Source organism: Promicromonospora sp. Marseille-Q5078, from assembly GCF_050315395.1.
GTDB lineage: Bacteria > Actinomycetota > Actinomycetes > Actinomycetales > Cellulomonadaceae > Isoptericola.
On sequence record NZ_JBNPQG010000001.1, the window covers coordinates 2,167,335 to 2,187,985 of the forward strand.

Below are 20,651 nucleotides of genomic sequence, written 5' to 3' on the forward strand. Positions count from 1 at the left end.
CCGGGTGCGAGCGAGGAGGCCGCGGGATGGCCGGTGAGGCGCCGAGCGCGACGACGGTGGCCCACGCGGGCTCGGGCGCTGTGCTCCTGACGCTCGCGTCAGGACAGTTCCTCATGACCCTCGACAGCTCCGTGATGAACGTCTCGATCGCGCAGGTCGCGGAGGACCTCGGCACCACGGTCACGGGGGTGCAGACGGCGATCACGCTGTACACGCTGGTGATGGCCACGATGATGATCACCGGCGGCAAGATCGGCTCGATGATCGGGCGGCGCCGCGCGTTCGGCCTCGGCCTGGTCATCTATGGAGTCGGCTCGCTGACCACGGCGCTCGCGCCCGACCTCGTGGTCCTCGTGCTCGGTTGGTCGGTCCTCGAAGGGCTGGGCGCCGCCCTGATCATGCCGGCGATCGTCGCCCTGGTCGCCGCCAACGTCCCCGCGCAGGGGCGGGCGCGGGCCTACGGCCTGATCGCCGCGGCAGGGGCGGTCGCCGTGGCGGCAGGCCCGCTGATCGGCGGCGCGGTCACGACGCTGTGGACGTGGCGCCTGGTGTTCGTGGGCGAGGTCGGTGTGGTGCTCGTGATCCTCGCTCTGTCCCGCCGCATCCACGATTCTCCGGTCGGCCCACGGTCCCGGCTCGACGTGGTGGGCGCGTGCCTCTCCGCAGTCGGCCTGGGTCTGGTCGTGCTGGGCGTGCTGCGCGCGGCGGAGTGGGGCTGGATCCGGGCCGTGCCCGGCGCGCCGGCCATCCTCGGCCTGTCTCCGACGCTCTGGATGGCGCTGGCAGGTCTGCTCGTGCTGCGACTGTTCGTCGGGTGGGAGCGGCACGTCGTGGACCGGGGCGCCGAGCCGCTCGTCGACGTCGCGATGCTGCACGACGCGCGGCTGCGCGGCGGCCTGACGATGTTCTTCTTCCAGTTCCTGCTGCAGGCCGGCCTGTTCTTCACCATCCCGCTGTACCTGTCGGTGGTGCTGGGGCTCAGCGCCTTCGCCACGGGCGTGCGACTCCTGCCGCTCTCCGTGGCTCTGCTCGTCACCGCGCTCGGCGTGCCGCGCCTCGCGCCGCGGGCTTCCCCGCGGCGGGTGGTGACCTGGGGCCTGGTGGGGATCCTCGCGGGGATCGTGTCCCTGGTCGGAGCGTTGGAGGTGGGCGCGGGCGCGGAGGTCGTCACGGTGCCGCTGCTCCTGGCCGGGCTCGGCGTGGGGGCGCTGGCGTCCCAGCTCGGCGCGGTCACGGTGTCGGCGGTGCCCGACGAACGCAGCGGTGAGGTGGGCGGGCTGCAGAACACCGCGACCAACCTCGGGGCGTCCCTCGGCACCGCGCTGGCCGGGTCGGTGCTGATCGGCGCGCTGACCGCGAGCTTCGTCGCCGGGATCGCGGACGACGAGCGCGTCATGGCGGCGGTGAGCGAAGAGGCCCAGGTCGCGATGGCTGCGGGGATCCCGTTCGTCTCGGACGAGGACCTCGCGGGAGTGCTGGCCACGACCGATCTGAGCGACGATGCGGCGCAGGTCGTCGTCGAGCAGAACACCGCGGCCCGCCTCGCCGGGCTCCGAGCCAGTCTCGCGGTGCTCGCCATCGTCGCCGCGGTCGCGGTCTTCCTCACGCGCCTGCTGCCGACGGCGCAGCCCGGGTCCCGGCGCGACGGCGGCTGAGCCGCGCCCGGCGTCGCCTCGCTCGACAGTTCCGGGGCGGGGGGACCTCCGAGGAGAGCGTCGGCGGCAGCCTCACGGTGACGTCGCCGTCCTTGCGGTGCGTGCGCCGAGACCCGGCCGGCACGCGGTGGTCGTCCGCGGGTGGTCGTCCGCGGTCGGGTGTCGCGCACCGTGCCCGGGCCGGCATCGCGACGTTCACCCCGCCAGGCCCTGCGGGAGGGAGGTGCGGAACGGCGACGCCCGGGCCGTCCTCCCTCGTCCGGCGGCGTGGTGCGGCAGACTGGGCGGACGATCGCGAGAGGGGTGCACGGGTGGCGAAGCGCGCGAACGAGAACGTCCCGGCGTGGCTGCGGACCTCGGCCGGCTGGTCGTGGCGGCTCATCGCCCTGACCGCGGCGGTGGCGCTCGTGTTCTGGGCGACGGTGCAGGTCCAGCTCGTCTTCGTCGCCGTGTTCCTCGGTCTCGTGTTCGCGTCGGTGCTCAACCCCGTCGCGGACTTCTACGCCAAGGTGATGCCCCGCGCGCTGGCCACCGGGCTCGCGATCCTCAGCGCGTTCCTCGTCCTCGGCGGCCTGATCACGTACGTCGTCGCCTCCGTGGCGGGCCAGTGGGAGCAGCTCGCCGGGCAGTTCGACACCGGTGTGCAGCAGATCCTCGAGTACCTCGAGAGCGGCCCGTTCGGGCTGTCCGTGACGGTCGACCAGATCAACGAGTGGATCAACCAGGGGCGCCAGTGGGTGGCGGACAACGCCGACTCGCTGGTGAGCCAGGCCGCGCAGAGCGCCGGGTCGGTGTTCGAGGGCTTCGCCGTCTTCGCCCTCTCCATCTTCTGCACCGTCTTCTTCGTCGCGTCGGGCGGCAAGATGTGGCGGTGGTTCCTGGGCCAGATCCCGGGAGAGCACCGCACGCGGTGGCAGGCCGCGGCGGGAGCCGGCTGGTACAGCTTCTCCGGGTACGCCCGCGGCACCGTGATCATCGCCTTCACCGACGGCGTCCTGGCCTTCATCCTGCTGACCATCCTCGGCGTGCCGCTCGCCGCGCCCCTGGCCGTGCTGGTGTTCATCGGCGCCTTCATCCCCCTGATCGGTGCGCCGCTGGCGATGATCATCGCGGCCGTCGTGGCGCTCGCGGCCAACGGGATCGTCACGGCCCTCATCGTCACGATCGGCATCGCGCTCATCGGCCAGCTCGAGGGGCACGTGCTCCAGCCGCTCATCATGGGCAAGCAGGTCGCGCTGCACCCGCTCGTGATCGGCATCGGCGTCACGGCGGGCACCGTCCTGGCCGGGATCCTGGGCGCGATCATCGCCGTCCCGCTCATGGCCGTCGCGTGGACCGTCTTCTCGACCCTCCGCGGCGACCGGCCGCACCCCGAGCTGGAGGAGTCCGCCGGCCTCGGCGAGGGGCCGCTCGCCGTCGCCCCGGTCGTCCGCCCGCCCGACGCCGACCCTGCGCCGGGCGACCGTGGGGCCGCCGGAGCCCCCGAGGAGACGCCCGACAAATAGCGTGAAGCCGTCGGTGCCCCGTGCCACCATGCCCGGATGGAGCCGTTCGTCCTCGCCACCGACCGCGTCCGCCTGTCCGTCCCGACGCCCGCCGACGTCGACCGGATCGCCGAGATCTGCGCCGACCCCGCCATCGCGCGGTGGACCACGGTGCCCTCGCCGTACACGCGGGAGGACGCGGACGGGTTCGTGGAGCGGTTCGTCGCGGACGGCTGGGCCCAGGAGAAGGACTTCACCTGGGCGGTGCGCGCGCCCGGGGACGCCGACGGTCCCGTGCAGGGCATGGTCGGCATCTCCCACGAGGGAGCTCCCGGCGTCCAGGCGTCCGGTGAGCTGGGCTTCTGGTGCGCCCCCGACGCCCGCGGCCGCGGTCTGATCACCGAGGCGTCACGCCTCGTCGTCGACTGGGCGGTCGACCCGGAGGGCCTGGGGCTCGGCGTCGTGCGCTGGCGTGCCAACGTCGGCAACTGGGCGTCGCGCCGCGTCGCGTGGAAGCTCGGGTTCCGGTACGAGGGCCTGCTCCGCCGGTTCGGCGCCCAGCGCGGCGTGCTGCAGGACTCGTGGGTGGCCTCCTACGTGCCCGGCGAGCCGCGCGAGCCGAGCGAGCCGTGGCCGGCCGAGGCCGGCGCCACCCCTGCGGCCTGACGGTCGCGAGGGGCGATCTCGGGTTGCCGAGGGGGACGGCGGCGTGGCATCGTCGTCGGCGTCCCCGCGGCCTCCGCCGCGCGTGAGAGGGGACGGCCCCAGGACGAGAGGCACAGACCGAGCGATGACGGGCATCCGGACCGCCTGAGCGCGTCGACCCCGAGGCTCCCCGCCGGCCCTGCCGGCGAGCAGGAGCGGCGTCGACGCACCCGTCGTCCGCCGTCCCCCCGCTGTCCTGGAGCGCCACCGTGCCTGTCACCCATCCCTCCGTCGTCCTGCACGACGTCACCTTCTCCTGGCCCGACGGGGCCACGCCGATCGCCGGCGTGTCCGGCGCGTTCTCCCGCGGCCGCACCGGCCTCGTGGGGCTCAACGGCGCCGGGAAGTCCACGCTGCTGCGCCTCGTCGCGGGCCGCCTGCGCCCGACCTCGGGACGGATCAGCGTCTCCGGCGTCGCCGACTACCTGCCGCAGCGCCTCACCCTCGACACCCGGGCCACGGTCGCCGACCTGCTGGGCGTCCGCGCCGTGGTCGACGCCGTGCGCGCGATCACGGGCGGCGACGTGCGGCCCGAGCTGTTCGACGTCGTCGGCGACGGCTGGGACACCGAGGAGCGCGCGCTCGCCGAGCTGGCGGGCGCCGGCCTCCCCGCGTCCGACGGCGTGCTCGACCGTCCGGTGGGCACCCTGTCCGGCGGCGAGGCGATGCTCGTCGCCGTCACCGGCGTACGGCTGCGGGGCGCCGACGTCGCCCTGCTCGACGAGCCGACGAACAACCTGGACGGCTCGGCCCGCGAGCGGCTGCACGAGATCGTGCGCACCTGGCGCGGCGCGCTCGTCGTCGTCTCCCACGACCGCGCCCTGCTCGAGCTCGTCGACGAGACGGCCGAGCTGCGCACGGGCGGGCTGACGACGTTCGGCGGCACGTACGCCCAGTACGAGGAACACCTCGCCACGCAGCAGGAGGCGGCGCGCGCCGGCCTGCGCGACGCCGAGCAGACGCTGCGCCGGGAGAAGCGGCAGCGCATCGAGGCGGAGGAGCGTATCGCGCACTCCGAGCGCCAGGGCCGCAAGGACGCCGCGAACAGCCGCTACGTCAAGGCCGTGGTCAACGACCGGCGCAACTCCGCCCAGAAGGCGCAGGGGGCGCGGCGCGGGTCGGCGGCCGACAAGGAGTCCGCGGCGCGGGCGGCGGTCGAGGCGGCCGAACGCTTCGTCCGCGACGACGACCGCATCGTCGTCGACCTGCCGGACCCGGACGTGCCCGCCGCCCGGCGCCTCGCCGTCCTGCGCGGCACGGACGGCCGCGAGGTCGTGCTCGCCGGGCCCGAGCGCGTGGCCCTCACCGGGCCCAACGGCGTGGGCAAGACGACGCTGCTGGAGCAGCTCACGGGCGCGGTCCCGGACGGGCGGCCCGGCGACGTCGGGACCGGCGCCCGCGCCGAGGCGCTCACCGACCGCGTCGGCTACCTGCCCCAGCGGCTCGACGTGCTGGACGACGACCACACGGTGCTCGACGCCGTCCGCGCCGGGGCGCCGCACGTCGCCCCCGGGGAGCTGCGCAACCGCCTGGCGCGCTTCCTCGTGCGTGGCGACCAGACCGGTCGCCCGGTCGCCACCCTGTCGGGCGGGGAACGGTTCCGCGTCACCCTGGCGCGGCTGCTGCTGTCCGACCCGCCCGCCCAGCTGCTGGTGCTCGACGAGCCCACCAACAACCTGGACATCGCCAGCACCGACCAGCTGGTGCAGGCGCTGTCTGCGTACCGCGGCGGGCTGCTGGTCGTGAGCCACGACCGGGCGTTCCTCGACCGGCTCGGGCTGGACGCCGAGCTGGCGCTGGCCCCCGACGGCACGCTCACCGAGCTGCGGTCGTAGCCGCCGGTACGGTGTGCGGGTGACGTCTCAGCCGATCGCCCCTCGCCCGACCACGCCCTCGACCCAGCCCACGGCCGAGCAGGAGGTCGTGGACATCTGTCGCGACCTGCTGCGGATCGACACGTCCAACTACGGCAACGGCGAGGGCCCGGGGGAGCGGCGCGCGGCGGAGCACGTGGCCGGCCTGCTCACCGAGGTGGGGCTCGACGTGGAGCTGTTCGAGTCGGAGCCGGGGCGCACGTCGGTCGTGACGCGCCTCGCGGGCACCGACCCGACGCGGCCCGCGCTGGTGCTGCACGGGCACACGGACGTGGTGCCCGCCGCGGCGGACGACTGGTCGGTCGACCCGTTCGGCGGCGAGGAGATCGACGGGCTCCTGTGGGGGCGCGGCGCGGTCGACATGAAGGACATGGACGCGATGATCCTGTCCGTCGTGCGGCAGATGGTCCGCGAGGGCCGCCGCCCGTCGCGCGACGTCGTCGTCGCCTTCTTCGCCGACGAGGAGGCCGGCGGCGTGCGCGGCGCCCAGTGGGCGGTGCGGCACCGGCCGGAGCTCTTCGAGGGCGCCACGGAGGCGATCAGCGAGGTGGGCGGCTTCTCGGTGGAGGTCGGCGGGCGGCGCGCGTACCTGCTGCAGACGGCGGAGAAGGGCCTCGCGTGGCTGCGCCTCGTCGCCGACGGGCGCGCCGGCCACGGCTCCCAGGTGAACGCGGAGAACGCCGTCACCGAGCTCGCGGCGGCGGTCGCGCGGATCGGGCAGCACCGCTGGCCGTACACGCTCACCCCGACGGTGGAGAAGCTGCTGCGCGGGGTGTCCGACCTCACGGGCCTGCCCTTCGAGGGCGAGGACCCGGGCGCGGTGGACGCGCTCGTGGCGGCGCTGGGCCCCGCGGCGAAGTTCGTCGGGGCCACGGTGCGGCACACGTCCAACCCGACGCAGCTCGACGCCGGCTACAAGACGAACGTCATCCCCGGGCGGGCGGAGGCCACGGTGGACGTCCGGCTGCTGCCGGGCCACGAGGAGGAGGGCATGGCGACGCTGCGCGAGCTGGCCGGCCCCGCCGTGCGCGTGGAGCCGATCCACCAGGACACCGCCCTCGAGGTGCCGTTCTCGGGCGACCTCGTCGACTCGATGGTCGCGTCCCTCCTGGCGGAGGACCCGGGCGCGACGGTGCTGCCCTATACGCTCTCGGGCGGCACGGACAACAAGTCGCTGTCGCGGCTGGGCATCACCGGCTACGGGTTCGCGCCCCTGCGCCTGCCCGCCGACCTCGACTTCTCCGGCATGTTCCACGGCGTCGACGAGCGGGTGCCCACCGACTCGCTGCGCTTCGGCACGCGCGTGCTCGACCGGCTGCTGCGCGACTGCTGACCCGGCCGCCGCGTTCAGGCGGCGGCGAGCCGGTCGAGCAGCCGGCGGGTCTGCCCTACGTAGCCCCCGCCGAACAGCACGGCGTGCACCGCGAGCGGGTACAGTTGGTGCAGGCCGGTCCGCTCGCGCCACCCGGGCGCGAGCGGGCTCACCGCCTCGTAGCCGGCCACGATCTCGTCGAGGTGCGGCACGCCGAACAGCGCGAGCATCGCCAGGTCGGCCTCGCGGTGACCGCCGTGCGCCGCCGGGTCGATCAGCACCGCCTCGCCGGCTCCCGCCGGCCCGGGGGCCCACAGCACGTTCCCCGACCACAGGTCGCCGTGCAGCCGCGCGGGGCGCTCGCGGGCCGCGGCACCGGCGAGCACCCCGAGCCGCCCGCACACGCGCTCGACCGCGGCGGCGTCCTGTGCGGTGAGGACGCCGCGCTCGCGCCCCTGCGCGACGACGGGGCGCAGCCGGGCGTGGGCGTAGAACGCCGGCCAGTCGCCCCAGGTCCCGGCAGCCATCGGCAGCGGGTCGTCGAGCGGGCCGAACCACCCCCGGTCCGCGCCCGGCGGCAGCACGCCGAACCCGTCCGCGCCCGCACCGTGCAGGACGGCCAGGCGGCGGCCGAGGTCGCGCGCGGCGCTCGGCGTCGGCCCTGCCGCGGAGACGCGCTCGAGGTCCAGGTGCCCCGCGCCGACGTCCAGCACCTGGGCGACCCGTGGGCCCCCGGGCACGACGAGCCAGCGCAGCCCGGCGGCCTCGGTGTCGAAGAAGCCGGGTGGTGCGTCCTGGCGCGACTTGCGGAACGCGGCGACCATGCGTGTCCCTCGGCCGGTGCGGGCCGGGGTCAGAACGTGGGCGTGACCTTGATGATCTTGCGGCGCAACCACACCCGGCGTTCGCCGCCCATGTACAGACGGGTGCGCGCGAGCTCCCACCGGCCGTACTCGGCCTCGTCGGTGAGCATCTTGCGCGCGTCCGGGACGCTGGTGTCCCGGCCGATCGTCAGCATGCGGTACTCGTACTGTCCGTGCTTGCGCCAGGCGGACGTCGCGCCGGAGCGCTCGCCTGCCTGCGTCGTCGACGAGATCGAAGCCATCCGCCGTCCTCCCGAAGTGTCGCGGGCGGTTTTCGTCTGCCCATTGTGCCCCTCGGGGCGCTACCGTCAGAGCATGACCGCAGACCCGCGTGCCGCGCTGGACCGCTTCGTCGCCGCGCTCGAGGCGCACTATCACGCGGTGTCGACCCGCCGGGGGGACGACGACCCTGCGGTCGACGACGCCTACGAGGTGCTGGCCGACGCGTTCGAGGTCTACGAGGACGCCCTCGCCCAGGTCTACTCCGAGGTGACGCCGTTCTTCCTGGACGACGGCGACGACGATGACGACGATGACGACGACCGCGACGACGAGGGTGACGACGACCTCGACGCGGAGCTCGACACCGACCTCGACTCGGATCTCTCGGGTCCCGGTCTCGCGGACCTCGGGGCCGAGGGCACGGCCGACGCCGAGTCGCCCGGCCAGGCCTACCAGCGCTCGGGGTAGCCGATCGCGGGCGCGGACACGTCGTCGAGCGCGGCGTGCACCTCGCCCGGCAGGTCGAGGTCGACGACCGCGAGCGAGGCCCGCAGCTGTGCCGGCGTGCGCGCGCCGACGATCGCGCTGGCGACGGGGTCGCGGGCGAGGAGCCAGGCGAGCGCCACCTCGAGGGGTGCCCGGCCGAGGCCGTCGGCCGCGGTGGCCACCGCCTCCACGACCGAGGACGCGGCGGCGTCCAGGTACGGGTCGACGAAGGCCGCCAGGTGCGCCGACGCCGCGCGCGAGTCCGCGGGGATGGCCCGCCGGTACTTGCCGGTGAGCACGCCCCGGCCGAGGGGGGACCAGGCGAGCAGACCGAGCCCCAGGGCGTCCGCCGCGGGGACGACGTCGCGCTCGGCGCCGCGCTGGAGCAGGGAGTACTCGAGCTCCAGCGCGCTGAGGCCGGTGCCGTCGGCCTCCAGGAGCGTCGCCGCGCGCGCCGACGCCCAGCCCGGGTGGTTCGAGAGCCCGACGTAGCGCGCCCGGCCGGACGACACGGCGAGGCGCAGCGCGGACACCGTCTCGGCCAGCGGCGTCGCCGGGTCGGGGCACGCGACGAGGAACAGGTCGACGTGGTCGGTGCCCAGGCGGGCCAGCGAGGCGTCCAGGTCGGCGAGCAGGCCCGCCCGGGAGGCGTCGACCCGGGCGCCGGACCGGCCGGCGCGCACGCCGCCCTTGGTGCACAGCACCAGCTCGTCGCGGTCGACCTTCCCGTCCAGGAGGGAGCCGATGAGACGTTCGGCGTCGCCGTCGCCGTACGTGGCGGCGGTGTCCACGAGGCTCCCGCCCGCGTCGACGAAGTCGCGCAGCTGCTCCGCGGCATCGAGGTCGTCGGTGTCCCGCCCCCAGGTCATGGTTCCCAGGCCGAGCTCGGACACGCGCAGGCCCGTGCGGCCCACCTGACGACGCTCCATGGCGGGTCAGGCTACCGGGAAACCCTGCAGGTCCGGGTAGTGTGACCGCCCGTGAATGCCTGGGAAGCGATCCTGCTCGGCCTGGTCCAGGGCCTGACCGAGTTCCTGCCGATCTCGTCGAGCGCGCACCTGCGCATCGTCGGCGAGCTGCTCGGCGGGACCGACCCCGGGGCCGCGTTCACCGCGATCACCCAGATCGGCACCGAGGCGGCCGTGCTCCTGTACTACCGCCGCACGATCCGGGACATCTGCGTCGCCTGGTGGCGCTCGCTCGTGGGCACCCACGGCCGCGACTGGCGCTCCCGCATGGGCGCCCACGACGACCAGGCGCGCATGGCCTGGTACATCGCCCTCGGCTCCATCCCCATCGGGGTGCTCGGCCTGCTCTTCCAGGACGCGATCGAGACGTACCTGCGCAACCTCTGGATCACCGTGACGACGCTCGTCGTCTTCGGCCTGCTGCTGGGCTGGGCCGACAAGGTGGGCCGCCGCACCCGCAAGCTGGACGAGCTGAACCCGAAGCGTGCCGTCGGCTTCGGCCTCGCGCAGGCGCTGGCGCTGATCCCGGGCGTGTCCCGCTCGGGCGGCACCATCACGGCGGGGCTGTTCATGGGCTTCACGCGCAAGGCCGCCGCCGACTACTCGTTCCTGCTCGCGATCCCCGCCGTCCTGCTCTCGGGCTTCTACCAGCTCGCCAAGTCGGTCGGCGAGGACCCCGCACCCGGCTCGCCCGGGGCCGGCGCGACGCTCATCGCGACCCTCGTGGCGTTCGTCGTCGGATACATCGTGATCATCGGGTTCCTCAAGCTGATCACCACCCACTCGTTCATGCCGTTCGTCTGGTACCGCCTGGGCCTCGCCGCCGTGGTCGTCGTGCTGCTCCTCACCGGGGCCCTCACGGCGAACGGCGGGATCGTCGTCTGACGGTGACGAGACGGTGGGACCGGACCGGGCGGGACGGCCGGTAGCCTGGGCGCGTGCGTTCCTGGCCCGCCCCGCAGATCCCTGAGCTCCCCGCACCGGCCGACGGCCGTCGCACGCCCGTCCGGGTGCACGACAGCACCACCGGACGGCTCGTGGACCCGGCCCCGGGGGACACCGCCCGCTACTACGTCTGTGGCATCACGCCCTACGACGCGACCCACCTGGGGCACGCGAACACCTACCTGGCGTTCGACCTGCTGCACCGGGCGTGGCGCGACGCCGGCAAGGACGTGACGTTCGTCTCGAACGTGACCGACGTCGACGACCCGCTGCTGGAGCGCGCCACCGCCACCGGCGTCGACTGGCAGGACCTGGCCGCCGACCAGGTGGCGCTCTTCCGCGAGGACATGACCGCGCTCGGCATGGTCCCGCCCGCGACCTGGACCGGCGCCGTCGAGTCCGTCCCCGCCGTCGTCGCCGCCGTCGAGCGCCTGCTGGCCGAGGGCGCGGCCTACCGCGTCCCGGTCGAGCCCGGCGCCGGCGGCGACGACCCCGGCCTGGGCGACGTGTACGCGGACCTGTCCGCCGACCCCGACTTCGGCCAGGTCGCCCGGCTCGACCCGCAGGCGATGGCGACCCTGTTCGCCGAGCGCGGCGGGGACCCGCGGCGCGAGGGCAAGAAGGACCCGCTCGACCCGCTGCTGTGGCGGCGCGAGCGCGCCGGCGAGCCCGCCTGGGACGGCGCGTCCCTCGGCACCGGCCGTCCGGGCTGGCACATCGAGTGCGCGGTCATCGCGCGCGACGGCCTCGGGCTGCCGTTCGACCTGCAGGGCGGGGGAGCGGACCTGCTGTTCCCGCACCACGAGATGTCCACGTCCCACGACCGCCTCCTGGGCGGCGGCGGGGCGCGCGTGCACGTGCACGCCGGGCTGGTCGCCTACCAGGGCGAGAAGATGAGCAAGTCGCGCGGCAACCTCGTGTTCGTCTCCGCGCTGCGCCGCGCCGGGGTGGACCCGATGGCGATCCGGCTGGCCCTGCTGGGCCACCACTACCGCACCGAGTGGGAGTGGACCGACGCGGACCTCGAGGCCGGCGTCGCCCGGCTCGAGCGGTGGCGTGCCGCCGTGTCCGGCAACGGCGCCCCCGACGCGACCGCCGCCCTCGCCGTGCTGCGTGCCGCGCTCGCGGACGACCTCGACGGCCCGGCGGCGCTGGCCGCCGTCGACGCCTGGGCCGACCGGTCTCTCGAACCAGGCCGGGACACGAGCGCCGACCACGAGGGCGCCCCGGGGGTGCTGGCCCGCGCGGTGAACGCCTTGCTCGGCGTCCGCCTGTAGCAGCCCGTAGCGGTCAGCAGCGGTCAGCAGCGGTCAGCAGCGGTCAGGCTGGCGGAGGTCCTTGCACTGCGGCCGCTGCGCCCACGGTGTGGAGTTGCGCTGGTACGGCGTCGTCGCGTCGCGTACGTGCCCGCAGCGACGATCGCGCGGCCCCGCGCCAGGCGACCGCTCGCCGGTAGCGCGCTCGTCGTGTGAGGTCGGCGACGTCGGCAGGACCTAGCCGCGGTCGCCCTTGTCGCCGCCCTTGTCCCCGCCCTTGTCGCCGCCGACGTCGCGACGGCGCAGGTAGCGCTCGAACTCGCGCGCGATCGCCTCGCCGCTCGCCTCGGGCAGGTCCGCGGTGTCCTTGGCCTCCTCGAGCTGCTGCACGTACTCCGCGATCTCGGCGTCGTCCGACGCCAGCTCGTCGACACCGTGCTGCCAGGCCTCGGCGTCCTCGGGGAGGTCGCCCATGGGCACCGCCGCCGCGAGGAGCTCCTCCACGCGGGTGAGGATCGCGAGCGTGGCCTTGGGCGACGGCGGGTTGGCGACGTAGTGGGGCACGGCCGCCCACAGCGACACGGACTGGAAGCCGCGGCGGTCGGCCTCGTGCTGCAGCACGCCGACGATGCCGGTGGGCCCCTCGTACGTGCTGGGCTCGACGTCGAGCACGGCCTGCAGCCCCTCGCTCTCGGTGGTGGCCGACATGGGGATCGGGCGGGTGTGCGGCACGTCCGCCAGGAGCGCGCCGAGCGTCACCACGGTGCGGACGTCGAGCTCCTCGGCCAGGTCCAGCAGCTCCGTGCAGTACGTCCGCCACCGGAACGACGGCTCGATGCCGTGCACCAGAACCACCGTGCGGTCGGGCAGCTCCGCGACCGACACCGTGGTCGTCGGCCAGGTGAGCGTGCGCTCCCCGTCGGGCCCGGTCTCCATCACGGGCCGGTTCACCTGGAAGTCGTGGTACAGCTCCGGGTCGAGCTCGCGCACCTGGCGGCCGTCCCACACGTGGTCGAGGTGGGCGAGCGCCGACGTGGCCGCGCTCCCGGCGTCGTTCCAGCCTTCGAACGCGGCGATCATCACGGTCTGCCGTGCGGCGTGGCGCCCGGTGGTCTCCGGCTCGGTCGTCATCCGACCAGCGTATACAGCGCGTGCCCGATCTCACGGACGGTACCCGGCCGGTGCGGGCCGGCCGGTCCGTACCATGGACGGGTGCCCGAGACCCTCGCCCCCACCCCGCAGACCCCCACGCCGACCCTGCCCGCGGCCGTGCTGTGGGACATGGACGGCACCCTCGTGGACACCGAGCCGTACTGGATCGCGGCCGAGCAGGAGCTGGTCGCGGAGCACGGGGGCACCTGGAGCCACGAGCAGGCGCTGCAGCTGGTCGGGAACGCGCTGACCGTCTCGGCCACGATCCTGCGCGACCAGGGCGGCGTGGACCTGCCGGTCGACGCCATCGTCGAGCGCCTGCTCGGGCGTGTCGTCGAGCAGGTCCGCGAGCAGGTGCCGTGGCAGCCCGGCGCGCGGGAGCTCCTCGGGGCGCTCGCGGACGCCGGCGTGCCGTGCGCGCTCGTGACGATGAGCTACACGGCGCTGGCCGAGGAGGTCGTCTCGCGCGGTCCCGCCGGGGCATTCGTCACGCTGGTCACGGGCGACCAGGTCTCGCGCGGCAAGCCGGACCCCGAGCCCTACCTGATGGCCGCCGCCCGGCTCGGCGTCGACGCCGGCGCCTGCGTGGCCATCGAGGACTCGCCGACCGGCATCGCCTCCGCCCGCGCCGCCGGGATCTCGACGCTCGGCGTGGAGGCCGTCGTCCCGGTGCCGCGCCTGGACGGCCTCAGCCGTGCCGCGTCCCTGGAGTCGGTGGACGTCGCGACGATCGCGCGCATCGGCGCCGGCGAGGTCGTCGACCTCACCCGCTGACGGGACCCTCGGACGCGTCGTCCACCCCGAGCCGCTGCCGCAGGGCGCCGACCGGGACGACCGGCGGCGTGCCGCCGAACTCCGGGCACACCGCCTGGTGGGCGCACCACCCGCACAGCCGGCTGCGGCGGGGGCGCCACTCGCCGGTCCGGGCCGCGTCCTGGATCGCCGACCACAGCGCCCGCACCTTGGTCTCCGTGGCCTCGAGCTCATGCTCGGTGGGCTGGGCGCGCAGCACCTGGCCGTCGCCGAGATACAGCAGCTGCAGCATGCGCGGCAGCACGCCCCGCTCCCGCCAGAGCACGAGCCCGTAGAAGCGCATCTGGAACAGGGCCGAGCCCTCGAAGCCCGGGCCGGGGGCGCGGCCGGTCTTGTAGTCCACGACCCGCAGCGCGCCGTCGGGCGCGACGTCGAGCCGGTCGACGATCCCGCGCAGCAGCGGCCCGCCGTCGAGCGCCGTCTCCACACGCAGCTCCCGCGCCTCGGGCTGCAGCCGGTTCGGGTCCTCGAGCGCGAAGTACGCGGCGACGAGCCGGCGGGCGCGTGCGAGCCACTGGTCGGGGGTGCTGCCCGCGGCGTCCCCGCCCTCGTCGAACAGCGTGGCGTACCGCGGCTCGGCCTCGACCAGGCGGTCCCACTCCAGCGGCAGCAGCGCGGCCGCCGCGTCGGGGGTGCGCTCGCCGGGCGGGGCGTCGTAGAGGCGCTCGAGGACCGCGTGCACCAGCGTGCCGCGCGCGGCGGCCGACGCCGGCGGCTCGGGCAGGCGGTCCACCACGCGGAACCGGAACAGCAGCGGGCAGCGCATGAAGTCACCCGCCCGCGACGGCGACAGGGCCGGCGGCCGGACGGCGGCGGCGCCCGAGGGAGCGTCGGCCGCGGCGGTCGTCGTCATGCGCGCCACCGTACGCGCGGCCGGGGACACGCCCGGGGCCGGATAGCCTGACCGGGTGACCTCTCGCACCCGGGGCTGGGTGGTCGGCCGCATCGCGGGCGCCCCCGTCCTCGTCACTCCGTCGTGGTTCCTCGGCGCCGTCGTCCTCACTCTCGTGTTCGCGCCCACCGTCAGCCGGTTCGCCCCGCAGATGGAGCCGACCGGCGTCCTGGTCGTCGCGTTCGCGTTCGTGCTGCTGCTGTTCGCGTCCGTCTTCCTGCACGAGGTGGCGCACGCGCTCGTGGCGCGGGCCCGCGGGCACCGCGTCACCGAGCTGGCCGTGACGCTCTGGGGCGGCCACACCGCCTACACGGGCGCGGGCGCCCGCCCGCTCGACGGCGCCCTGGTGGCGGTCGTCGGCCCGCTGACGAACCTCGCCCTCGCGGGGGCGTTCTGGGTCGCCTACCAGCTGCAGCCCGCGACGACGGTGCCGTCCATGCTGCTGTTCGCCGGCGCGTTCTCGAACGCGTTCGTCGGCATCTTCAACCTGCTGCCGGGCCTGCCGCTGGACGGCGGCCAGGTCCTCGAGTCGATCGTCTGGGGCGCGACCGGGTCCCGCTCCCGCGGCACGCTCGCCGCCGGCTGGGTGGGCAGGGTCGTCGCGGTCGGTGTGGTGGCGTGGGCCCTGGTGTGGCCGGTGCTGGAGGGCCGGTCGCCGTCCTGGGTGACCGTGATGTGGGCGGCTCTCATCGGCGCCTTCCTCTGGTCCGGCGCGGGCGACGCGATCAAGGGGGCCGCGGCCCGCGCGCGGGTCGCGCAGCTGTCGGCGCGCGGCCTGGCGGTACCGGTCGTCGTCGTCCCGGTGACGACCTCCGTGTCCGGGGTCTCCGACGCCGCGGCCGCGGGTGCCGGCGCCGTCGTGGCCGTCGTCGGGCCCGCCGGCGAGCCCGTCGGCTGGGTGGACCCGGGCGCGGTCGCGAACGTGCCCGCCGACCGGGCGGCCACGACGCCGGTCGAGGCCGTCGTCGTGCCGTTCCCGCCGGGCTCGGCCGTGACCGCCGACCTCGAGGGCGACGCCCTGCTCGACCGGCTGGCCCGCGGGTCCTCGGGGGCGCGCGTGGTGCCGGTCGTCGACGGCGGCCGGCTGACCGGGGTGCTGGACGTCGCGCGGGTCGCGGCCGCGCTCCGTCGATAACGCTCCGTCGATAACGCTCCGTCGACAGCGCTCGGTCGGCAGCGCTCCGTCGACAGCGTGGCCGGTAGACTCGCTCGTCGTGACTTCCGCCGACCACGCCGCGCCCGAGAACCCCCCGACCGACGCGTCGGTCCCCGCACCGGCCGGCACGGCCACCGGCGCCGACCTGCGCCGCGGCCCGCTGCGCGAGGGCGACCGGGTGCAGCTGACCGACCCCAAGGGTCGCCTGCACACCATCACGCTCAAGCCCGGCGGCACGTTCCACACGCACAAGGGCTACTTCCGGCACGAGGACCTCATCGGCCACCCCGAGGGGTGGGTCGTGACCAACACCGCCGGCATCGAGTACCTGGCGCTGCGGCCCCTGCTGAGCGACTACGTGCTGTCCATGCCGCGCGGCGCCGCCGTCGTCTACCCGAAGGACGCCGGCCAGATCGTGCAGATGGCCGACATCTTCCCCGGCGCGCGCGTCGTGGAGGCCGGCGTCGGCTCCGGCGCGCTGACGATGTCCCTGCTGCGCGCCGTCGGCGACGCGGGCGAGCTGCACTCGATCGAGCGGCGCGAGGACTTCGCCGCGATCGCGCGCGGCAACGTCGAGTCCTTCTTCGGTGCCGAGCACCCGGCGTGGCGCCTCTCCGTGGGCGACCTGGCCGACGTCTTGCCCACGATCGCCGAGCCCGGCACCGTCGACCGCGTCGTGCTCGACATGCTCGCACCGTGGGAGAACGTGGACCCTGTGGCCCGCGCGCTCGTCCCCGGCGGCGTCCTGATCTGCTACGTCGCGACGGCCACGCAGCTGTCCCGGACCGCCGAGGACCTGCGCGCCGACGGGCGGTTCGCGGAGCCCCAGGCGTGGGAGTCGATGGTCCGTGGCTGGCACCTGGAGGGGCTGGCGGTGCGCCCGCAGCACCGCATGATCGGCCACACCGGGTTCCTGATCACGGCGCGGCGTCTCGCGGACGGCGTGACGCCCCCCGAGCGCACCCGCCGCCCCGCCAAGGGGTCGTACCCCGCGCCCGACGCCGACTGGTCGGAGGAGGAGCTGGGGGAGCGCGCCGTGTCGGACAAGAAGATCCGCCGGGTGCGCCGCGACCTCGGGGTCGCGCCCGACGACGCGCAGGGCTGACGCCGCGGCGCCTGGTCGCGGACAGGTCGCGGACGGGTCGCAGCCTGGTCGCGGAGAGGTCGCAGCCAGTCGCAGCCAGGTCACCGGGAGGTCTCGGTCGTGTGAACCTCGCGACCGCTCCGTGAAATGAACCCCCGGACGCCCGTGTTGATGTCTAGGGTGCTGTACTCCAGGGGCACCTTCCCGTCCGGGGAGGCGGCCACCCGGCCCGCACGAGAGGGGATGCGATGACCGACAACCCTGTCCGCCCGGAGCCTCGACCCGAGCAGCCCGCGCTGCCCACGGGACCGAGCCACGACGCGCAGCTCGCCCTCCTCGCCGCGAAGAACGAGCGGCTCGCCGAGGCGCTCCGCGCCGCCCGCGACCAGATCGTCGAGCTCAAGGGTCAGATCGACGAGCTCGCGAAGCCCCCGGGCACGTACGCGACGTTCCTCGCCGCGCACGAGGACGGCACCGTCGACATCTCGTCGGCGGGGCGCAAGATGCACGTGCAGGCCAGCCCGGGGCTCGACGTCCAGGGCCTGCGCCCCGGCCAGGAGGTCAAGCTCAACGAGGCCATGACGGTGGTCGAGGCCGGCGGGTACGAGCGCACCGGCGAGCTGGTGACGGTCAAGGAGGTGCTCGACGCCGAGCGGGTGCTCGTGGTCGGGCGCGCCGACGAGGAGCGCGTGGTCCGCCTCGCCGGGTCCGTGGCCGACGCCGCGCTGCGCGTCGGGGACGCGCTCACGGTCGACGTGCGCAGCGGGTTCGTCTACGAGGTGGTCCCCAAGTCCGAGGTCGAGGAGCTCGTCCTCGAGGAGGTCCCGGACATCGCGTACGAGGACATCGGCGGGCTCGGTCCGCAGATCGAGCAGATCCGCGACGCCGTCGAGCTGCCGTTCTCCCACCCGGACCTGTTCCGCGAGCACGGGCTGCGCCCGCCCAAGGGCGTGCTGCTGTACGGCCCGCCCGGGTGCGGCAAGACGCTCATCGCCAAGGCGGTGGCGAGCTCGCTCGCGGGGATGGTCGCGAACGCCCGCGGCGGGGACCCGACCGCGAAGAGCTACTTCCTCAACGTCAAGGGCCCCGAGCTGCTCAACAAGTACGTGGGCGAGACGGAGCGGCACATCCGGCTGATCTTCGCCCGGGCCCGCGAGAAGGCGACGCAGGGCGCACCCGTCGTGGTGTTCTTCGACGAGATGGAGTCGCTGTTCCGCACCCGCGGCACGGGGCTCTCCTCGGACGTCGAGACGACGATCGTGCCGCAGCTGCTCGCCGAGATCGACGGCGTCGAGCGGCTCGACAACGTCATCGTCATCGGCGCCTCCAACCGCGAGGACATGATCGACCCCGCGATCCTGCGGCCCGGCCGCCTGGACGTGAAGATCAAGATCGAGCGGCCGGACGCCGAGGGCGCCACCGAGATCTTCGGCAAGTACCTCACCCCGGAGCTGCCGATCCACCCCGACGACCTGGCGGAGCACGGGGGCAGCGAGTCCGACGCGATCACCGCGATGATCGGCAGCGTCGTGGAGCGCATGTACTCCGAGGACGAGGAGAACCAGTTCCTCGAGGTCACCTACGCGTCCGGCGACAAGGAGACCTTGTACTTCAAGGACTTCAACTCCGGCGCGATGATCCAGAACGTCGTCGACCGGGCCAAGAAGTCGGCGATCAAGGACCTCCTGGCGACCGGGCAGCGCGGCATCCGGGTGGAGCACCTGCTGTCGGCGTGCGTCGACGAGTTCAAGGAGAACGAGGACCTGCCCAACACGACCAACCCCGACGACTGGGCACGGATCAGCGGCAAGAAGGGCGAGCGGATCGTCTTCATCCGCACGATCGTCCAGAAGAAGGGCGGGGACGGCGCGCCCCGCACCATCGACACCGTGACGAGCACGGGCCAGTACCTGTAGCCGTCGCCCGCCGCGCACGAGACCTTGCCGCGCAGACCGAGGCGCCCGTCCCACCCTCGACCCACCGGGCCGAGATCGGGACGGGTGCCTCGTTCTCGTCCGGCGCGCCCTAGGGTGGTGACGTGAGCGTTCGTCGCGTGATGGGGATCGAGACCGAGTACGGCGTGCTGGCACCGGGACGGCCGATGGCCAACCCGATGCTCATGAGCTCCCAGGTGGTCATGACGTACCGCGCCCTCGTGGCGCGGGCGGGCGGTCGCCCGCCCGCCCGCTGGGACTACGACGACGAGGACCCGCTGCAGGACGCCCGCGGGTTCCACCTGCAGCGCGCGTCGGCCCACCCCTCGCTGCTCACCGACGACCCGTCCCGCCCCGCGCCGTCCGGACCGGCGGGCGCGGGGGACACGCCGGCGTCGGCCCAGGTCGCCTCCGCGGCCGGCACGCCCGGTGCCTCGGCGCGCGGCCGGTCCGCGGGTCGCGCGGCGGCGCGGCAGCAACCGGAGGAGGTCGAGCGGCCCGCCGCCGAGGACTACGACGACCCGAGCGCGGCGAACTGCATCCTCACCAACGGCGCCCGCCTCTACGTGGACCACGCGCACCCCGAGTACTCCTCGCCGGAGGTCACCGGGCCGCGCGACGGGGTGCTGTGGGACGTCGCGGGGGAGCAGGTGATGCTCGCGTCGGTGCGCTCGCTCGCCGAGACGCCCGGCGGCGAGGTGGTGCTCTACAAGAACAACGTCGACGGCAAGGGCGCCAGCTACGGGACGCACGAGAACTATTTGGTCGACCGGGAGCTGCCCTTCGGCACGCTCGTCGACCTGCTGACGCCGTTCCTCGTCACCCGCCAGGTGTTCACCGGCTCGGGCCGGGTGGGCCTCGGGCCGACGGGCGCCGAGCCGGGCTTCCAGCTCTCCCAGCGCGCCGACTACATCGAGGCCGAGGTGGGGCTGGAGACCACCCTGCGCCGGCCCATCGTCAACACGCGCGACGAGCCGCACGCCGACCGCACGCGCTGGCGGCGGCTGCACCTCATCATCGGCGACGCCAACCTGTTCGAGGTCGCCACCTACCTCAAGCTCGGCACCACCTCCCTGGTGCTGTGGGTGCTGGAGCACCTGGACGAGCTGGCCGAGGCCGGCGTGCCCGCCCGGGCGGAGCTCGCGGCGCTGCGGCTGGCCGACCCGGTGGCCGACGTGCAGCGGGTCTCGCGCGACCTGGACCTGTCGGCGCGCCTGGAGCTCGCCGACGGCAGCCGTCGCACGGCCCTGGAGATCCAGGAGGCGTACGTCGACGTCGCGACCCGGTCGCTCGCGGCGCTCGCGGGCACGTCGGGCACGCCCGACCTGACCGACGACGAGACGACGGACGTGCTGGACCGGTGGCGGTCGGTGCTGACCCGCCTCGCCGCCGACCCGGCGTCGTGCGCCCGCGAGGTCGAGTGGGTCGCGAAGCGGAGGCTCCTGGAGGGCATGCGGTCGCGCGACGGCCTGGCCTGGGACCACCCGCGGCTGCACGCGCTCGACCTGCAGTGGACGGACGTGCGCCCGGAGCGGGGGATCTACCACCGCCTCGTGGCGTCCGGCGCGGTCGAGCGCCTGGTGGACGACGGGCGGGTCGCGGACGCGGTGCACCACGCGCCGGCCGACACCCGGGCGTGGTTCCGCGGCGAGGTGATGGCGCGCTACGCCGACCAGGTCTCCGCCGCGAGCTGGGACTCCGTCATCTTCGACGTCCCCGGCGCGGCCGCCCTCCAGCGCGTGCCGATGCTCGACCCCTCGCGGGGGACGCGGCAGCACATCGGCGCGCTCCTGGACGCGAGCCCGGACGCGGCGGCCCTGCTCAAGGGGCTCCGGGGCGACGGCTGACCT

General features: G+C 74.7%; 18 protein-coding genes. 13 read left to right on the forward strand and 5 right to left on the reverse strand.

Going from position 1 to position 20,651, the window contains the following annotated elements:
- Positions 1-26: 26 nt before the first annotated feature.
- From ACQFYA_RS10035 to ACQFYA_RS10055, 5 genes are all read left to right on the forward strand, one after another.
- Positions 27-1,655 (forward strand): MFS transporter, encoded by a 1,629-nt coding sequence (locus tag ACQFYA_RS10035; protein WP_499123625.1) that lies wholly within the window; start codon positions 27-29, stop codon positions 1,653-1,655.
- A gap of 311 nt (positions 1,656-1,966) precedes the next feature.
- Positions 1,967-3,160, forward strand: coding sequence for an AI-2E family transporter (locus ACQFYA_RS10040; protein WP_499123626.1), 1,194 nt, complete (start codon positions 1,967-1,969; stop codon positions 3,158-3,160).
- 36 nt (positions 3,161-3,196) lie between these two features.
- Positions 3,197-3,805, forward strand: a complete 609-nt coding sequence (locus tag ACQFYA_RS10045; protein WP_499123629.1) for a GNAT family N-acetyltransferase — start codon at positions 3,197-3,199, stop codon at positions 3,803-3,805.
- Between the two features lie 248 nt (positions 3,806-4,053).
- Positions 4,054-5,679, forward strand: a complete 1,626-nt coding sequence (locus tag ACQFYA_RS10050; protein WP_499123631.1) for an ABC-F family ATP-binding cassette domain-containing protein — start codon at positions 4,054-4,056, stop codon at positions 5,677-5,679.
- Between the two features lie 19 nt (positions 5,680-5,698).
- On the forward strand, positions 5,699-7,051 hold the full coding sequence (locus ACQFYA_RS10055; RefSeq protein ID WP_499123634.1) for a M20/M25/M40 family metallo-hydrolase: 1,353 nt from the start codon (positions 5,699-5,701) through the stop codon (positions 7,049-7,051).
- A gap of 14 nt (positions 7,052-7,065) precedes the next feature.
- Here the strand turns inward: ACQFYA_RS10055 and ACQFYA_RS10060 are convergent, their stop codons facing one another.
- Positions 7,066-7,854 carry a fructosamine kinase family protein gene (locus tag ACQFYA_RS10060; RefSeq protein ID WP_499123636.1) on the reverse strand — a complete coding sequence of 263 codons (789 nt, stop codon included), beginning with the start codon at positions 7,852-7,854 and terminating at the stop codon, positions 7,066-7,068.
- Positions 7,855-7,883: 29 nt separating this feature from the next.
- Positions 7,884-8,135 (reverse strand): DUF5703 family protein, encoded by a 252-nt coding sequence (locus ACQFYA_RS10065; RefSeq protein WP_499123639.1) that lies wholly within the window; start codon positions 8,133-8,135, stop codon positions 7,884-7,886.
- A 73-nt stretch (positions 8,136-8,208) separates the two neighbouring features.
- Here ACQFYA_RS10065 and ACQFYA_RS10070 point away from each other — a divergent pair, with 73 nt between their 5' ends.
- Entirely contained in the window at positions 8,209-8,583 is a 375-nt protein-coding gene (locus ACQFYA_RS10070; RefSeq protein ID WP_499123642.1) for a primosomal protein, read from the forward strand.
- Here ACQFYA_RS10070 and ACQFYA_RS10075 read toward each other — a convergent pair.
- Positions 8,565-9,530 carry an aldo/keto reductase gene (locus ACQFYA_RS10075; RefSeq protein ID WP_499123643.1) on the reverse strand — a complete coding sequence of 322 codons (966 nt, stop codon included), beginning with the start codon at positions 9,528-9,530 and terminating at the stop codon, positions 8,565-8,567. The genes ACQFYA_RS10070 and ACQFYA_RS10075 overlap by 19 nt on opposite strands.
- Positions 9,531-9,581: 51 nt before the next feature.
- On the opposite strand from ACQFYA_RS10075, the gene ACQFYA_RS10080 reads away from it, so the two are divergent.
- Complete coding sequence (locus tag ACQFYA_RS10080) at positions 9,582-10,454, forward strand: undecaprenyl-diphosphate phosphatase (RefSeq protein WP_499123645.1); 873 nt, start codon at positions 9,582-9,584, stop codon at positions 10,452-10,454.
- 53 nt (positions 10,455-10,507) lie between these two features.
- Positions 10,508-11,791, forward strand: coding sequence for a cysteine--1-D-myo-inosityl 2-amino-2-deoxy-alpha-D-glucopyranoside ligase (gene mshC / locus ACQFYA_RS10085; protein WP_499123646.1), 1,284 nt, complete (start codon positions 10,508-10,510; stop codon positions 11,789-11,791).
- A 216-nt stretch (positions 11,792-12,007) separates the two neighbouring features.
- On the opposite strand, the gene ACQFYA_RS10090 is transcribed toward mshC, so the two are convergent.
- Positions 12,008-12,901: a PAC2 family protein gene (locus ACQFYA_RS10090; RefSeq protein WP_499123648.1), complete on the reverse strand. Its 894-nt coding sequence runs from the start codon at positions 12,899-12,901 to the stop codon at positions 12,008-12,010.
- Between the two features lie 81 nt (positions 12,902-12,982).
- Between ACQFYA_RS10090 and ACQFYA_RS10095 the strand changes: the two genes are divergently transcribed.
- The gene (locus ACQFYA_RS10095; protein WP_499123649.1) at positions 12,983-13,696 is read left to right on the forward strand and encodes an HAD family hydrolase; all 714 of its coding nucleotides are present in this window, start codon (positions 12,983-12,985) and stop codon (positions 13,694-13,696) included.
- Here ACQFYA_RS10095 and ACQFYA_RS10100 read toward each other — a convergent pair.
- Entirely contained in the window at positions 13,686-14,588 is a 903-nt protein-coding gene (locus ACQFYA_RS10100; RefSeq protein WP_499123651.1) for a RecB family exonuclease, read from the reverse strand. The genes ACQFYA_RS10095 and ACQFYA_RS10100 overlap by 11 nt on opposite strands.
- Before the next feature lie 55 nt (positions 14,589-14,643).
- Here ACQFYA_RS10100 and ACQFYA_RS10105 point away from each other — a divergent pair, with 55 nt between their 5' ends.
- The 4 genes from ACQFYA_RS10105 to dop all read left to right on the forward strand — a co-directional run bounded on the left by ACQFYA_RS10105 (position 14,644) and on the right by dop (position 20,648).
- On the forward strand, positions 14,644-15,762 hold the full coding sequence (locus ACQFYA_RS10105) for a site-2 protease family protein (RefSeq protein WP_499123653.1): 1,119 nt from the start codon (positions 14,644-14,646) through the stop codon (positions 15,760-15,762).
- A gap of 79 nt (positions 15,763-15,841) precedes the next feature.
- Positions 15,842-16,888 (forward strand): tRNA (adenine-N1)-methyltransferase, encoded by a 1,047-nt coding sequence (locus ACQFYA_RS10110; RefSeq protein ID WP_499123654.1) that lies wholly within the window; start codon positions 15,842-15,844, stop codon positions 16,886-16,888.
- 227 nt (positions 16,889-17,115) lie between these two features.
- On the forward strand, positions 17,116-18,783 hold the full coding sequence (gene arc, locus ACQFYA_RS10115; protein ID WP_499123657.1) for a proteasome ATPase: 1,668 nt from the start codon (positions 17,116-17,118) through the stop codon (positions 18,781-18,783).
- A gap of 140 nt (positions 18,784-18,923) precedes the next feature.
- Positions 18,924-20,648 carry a depupylase/deamidase Dop gene (dop, locus tag ACQFYA_RS10120; RefSeq protein ID WP_499127494.1) on the forward strand — a complete coding sequence of 575 codons (1,725 nt, stop codon included), beginning with the start codon at positions 18,924-18,926 and terminating at the stop codon, positions 20,646-20,648.
- Positions 20,649-20,651 lie beyond the last annotated feature (3 nt).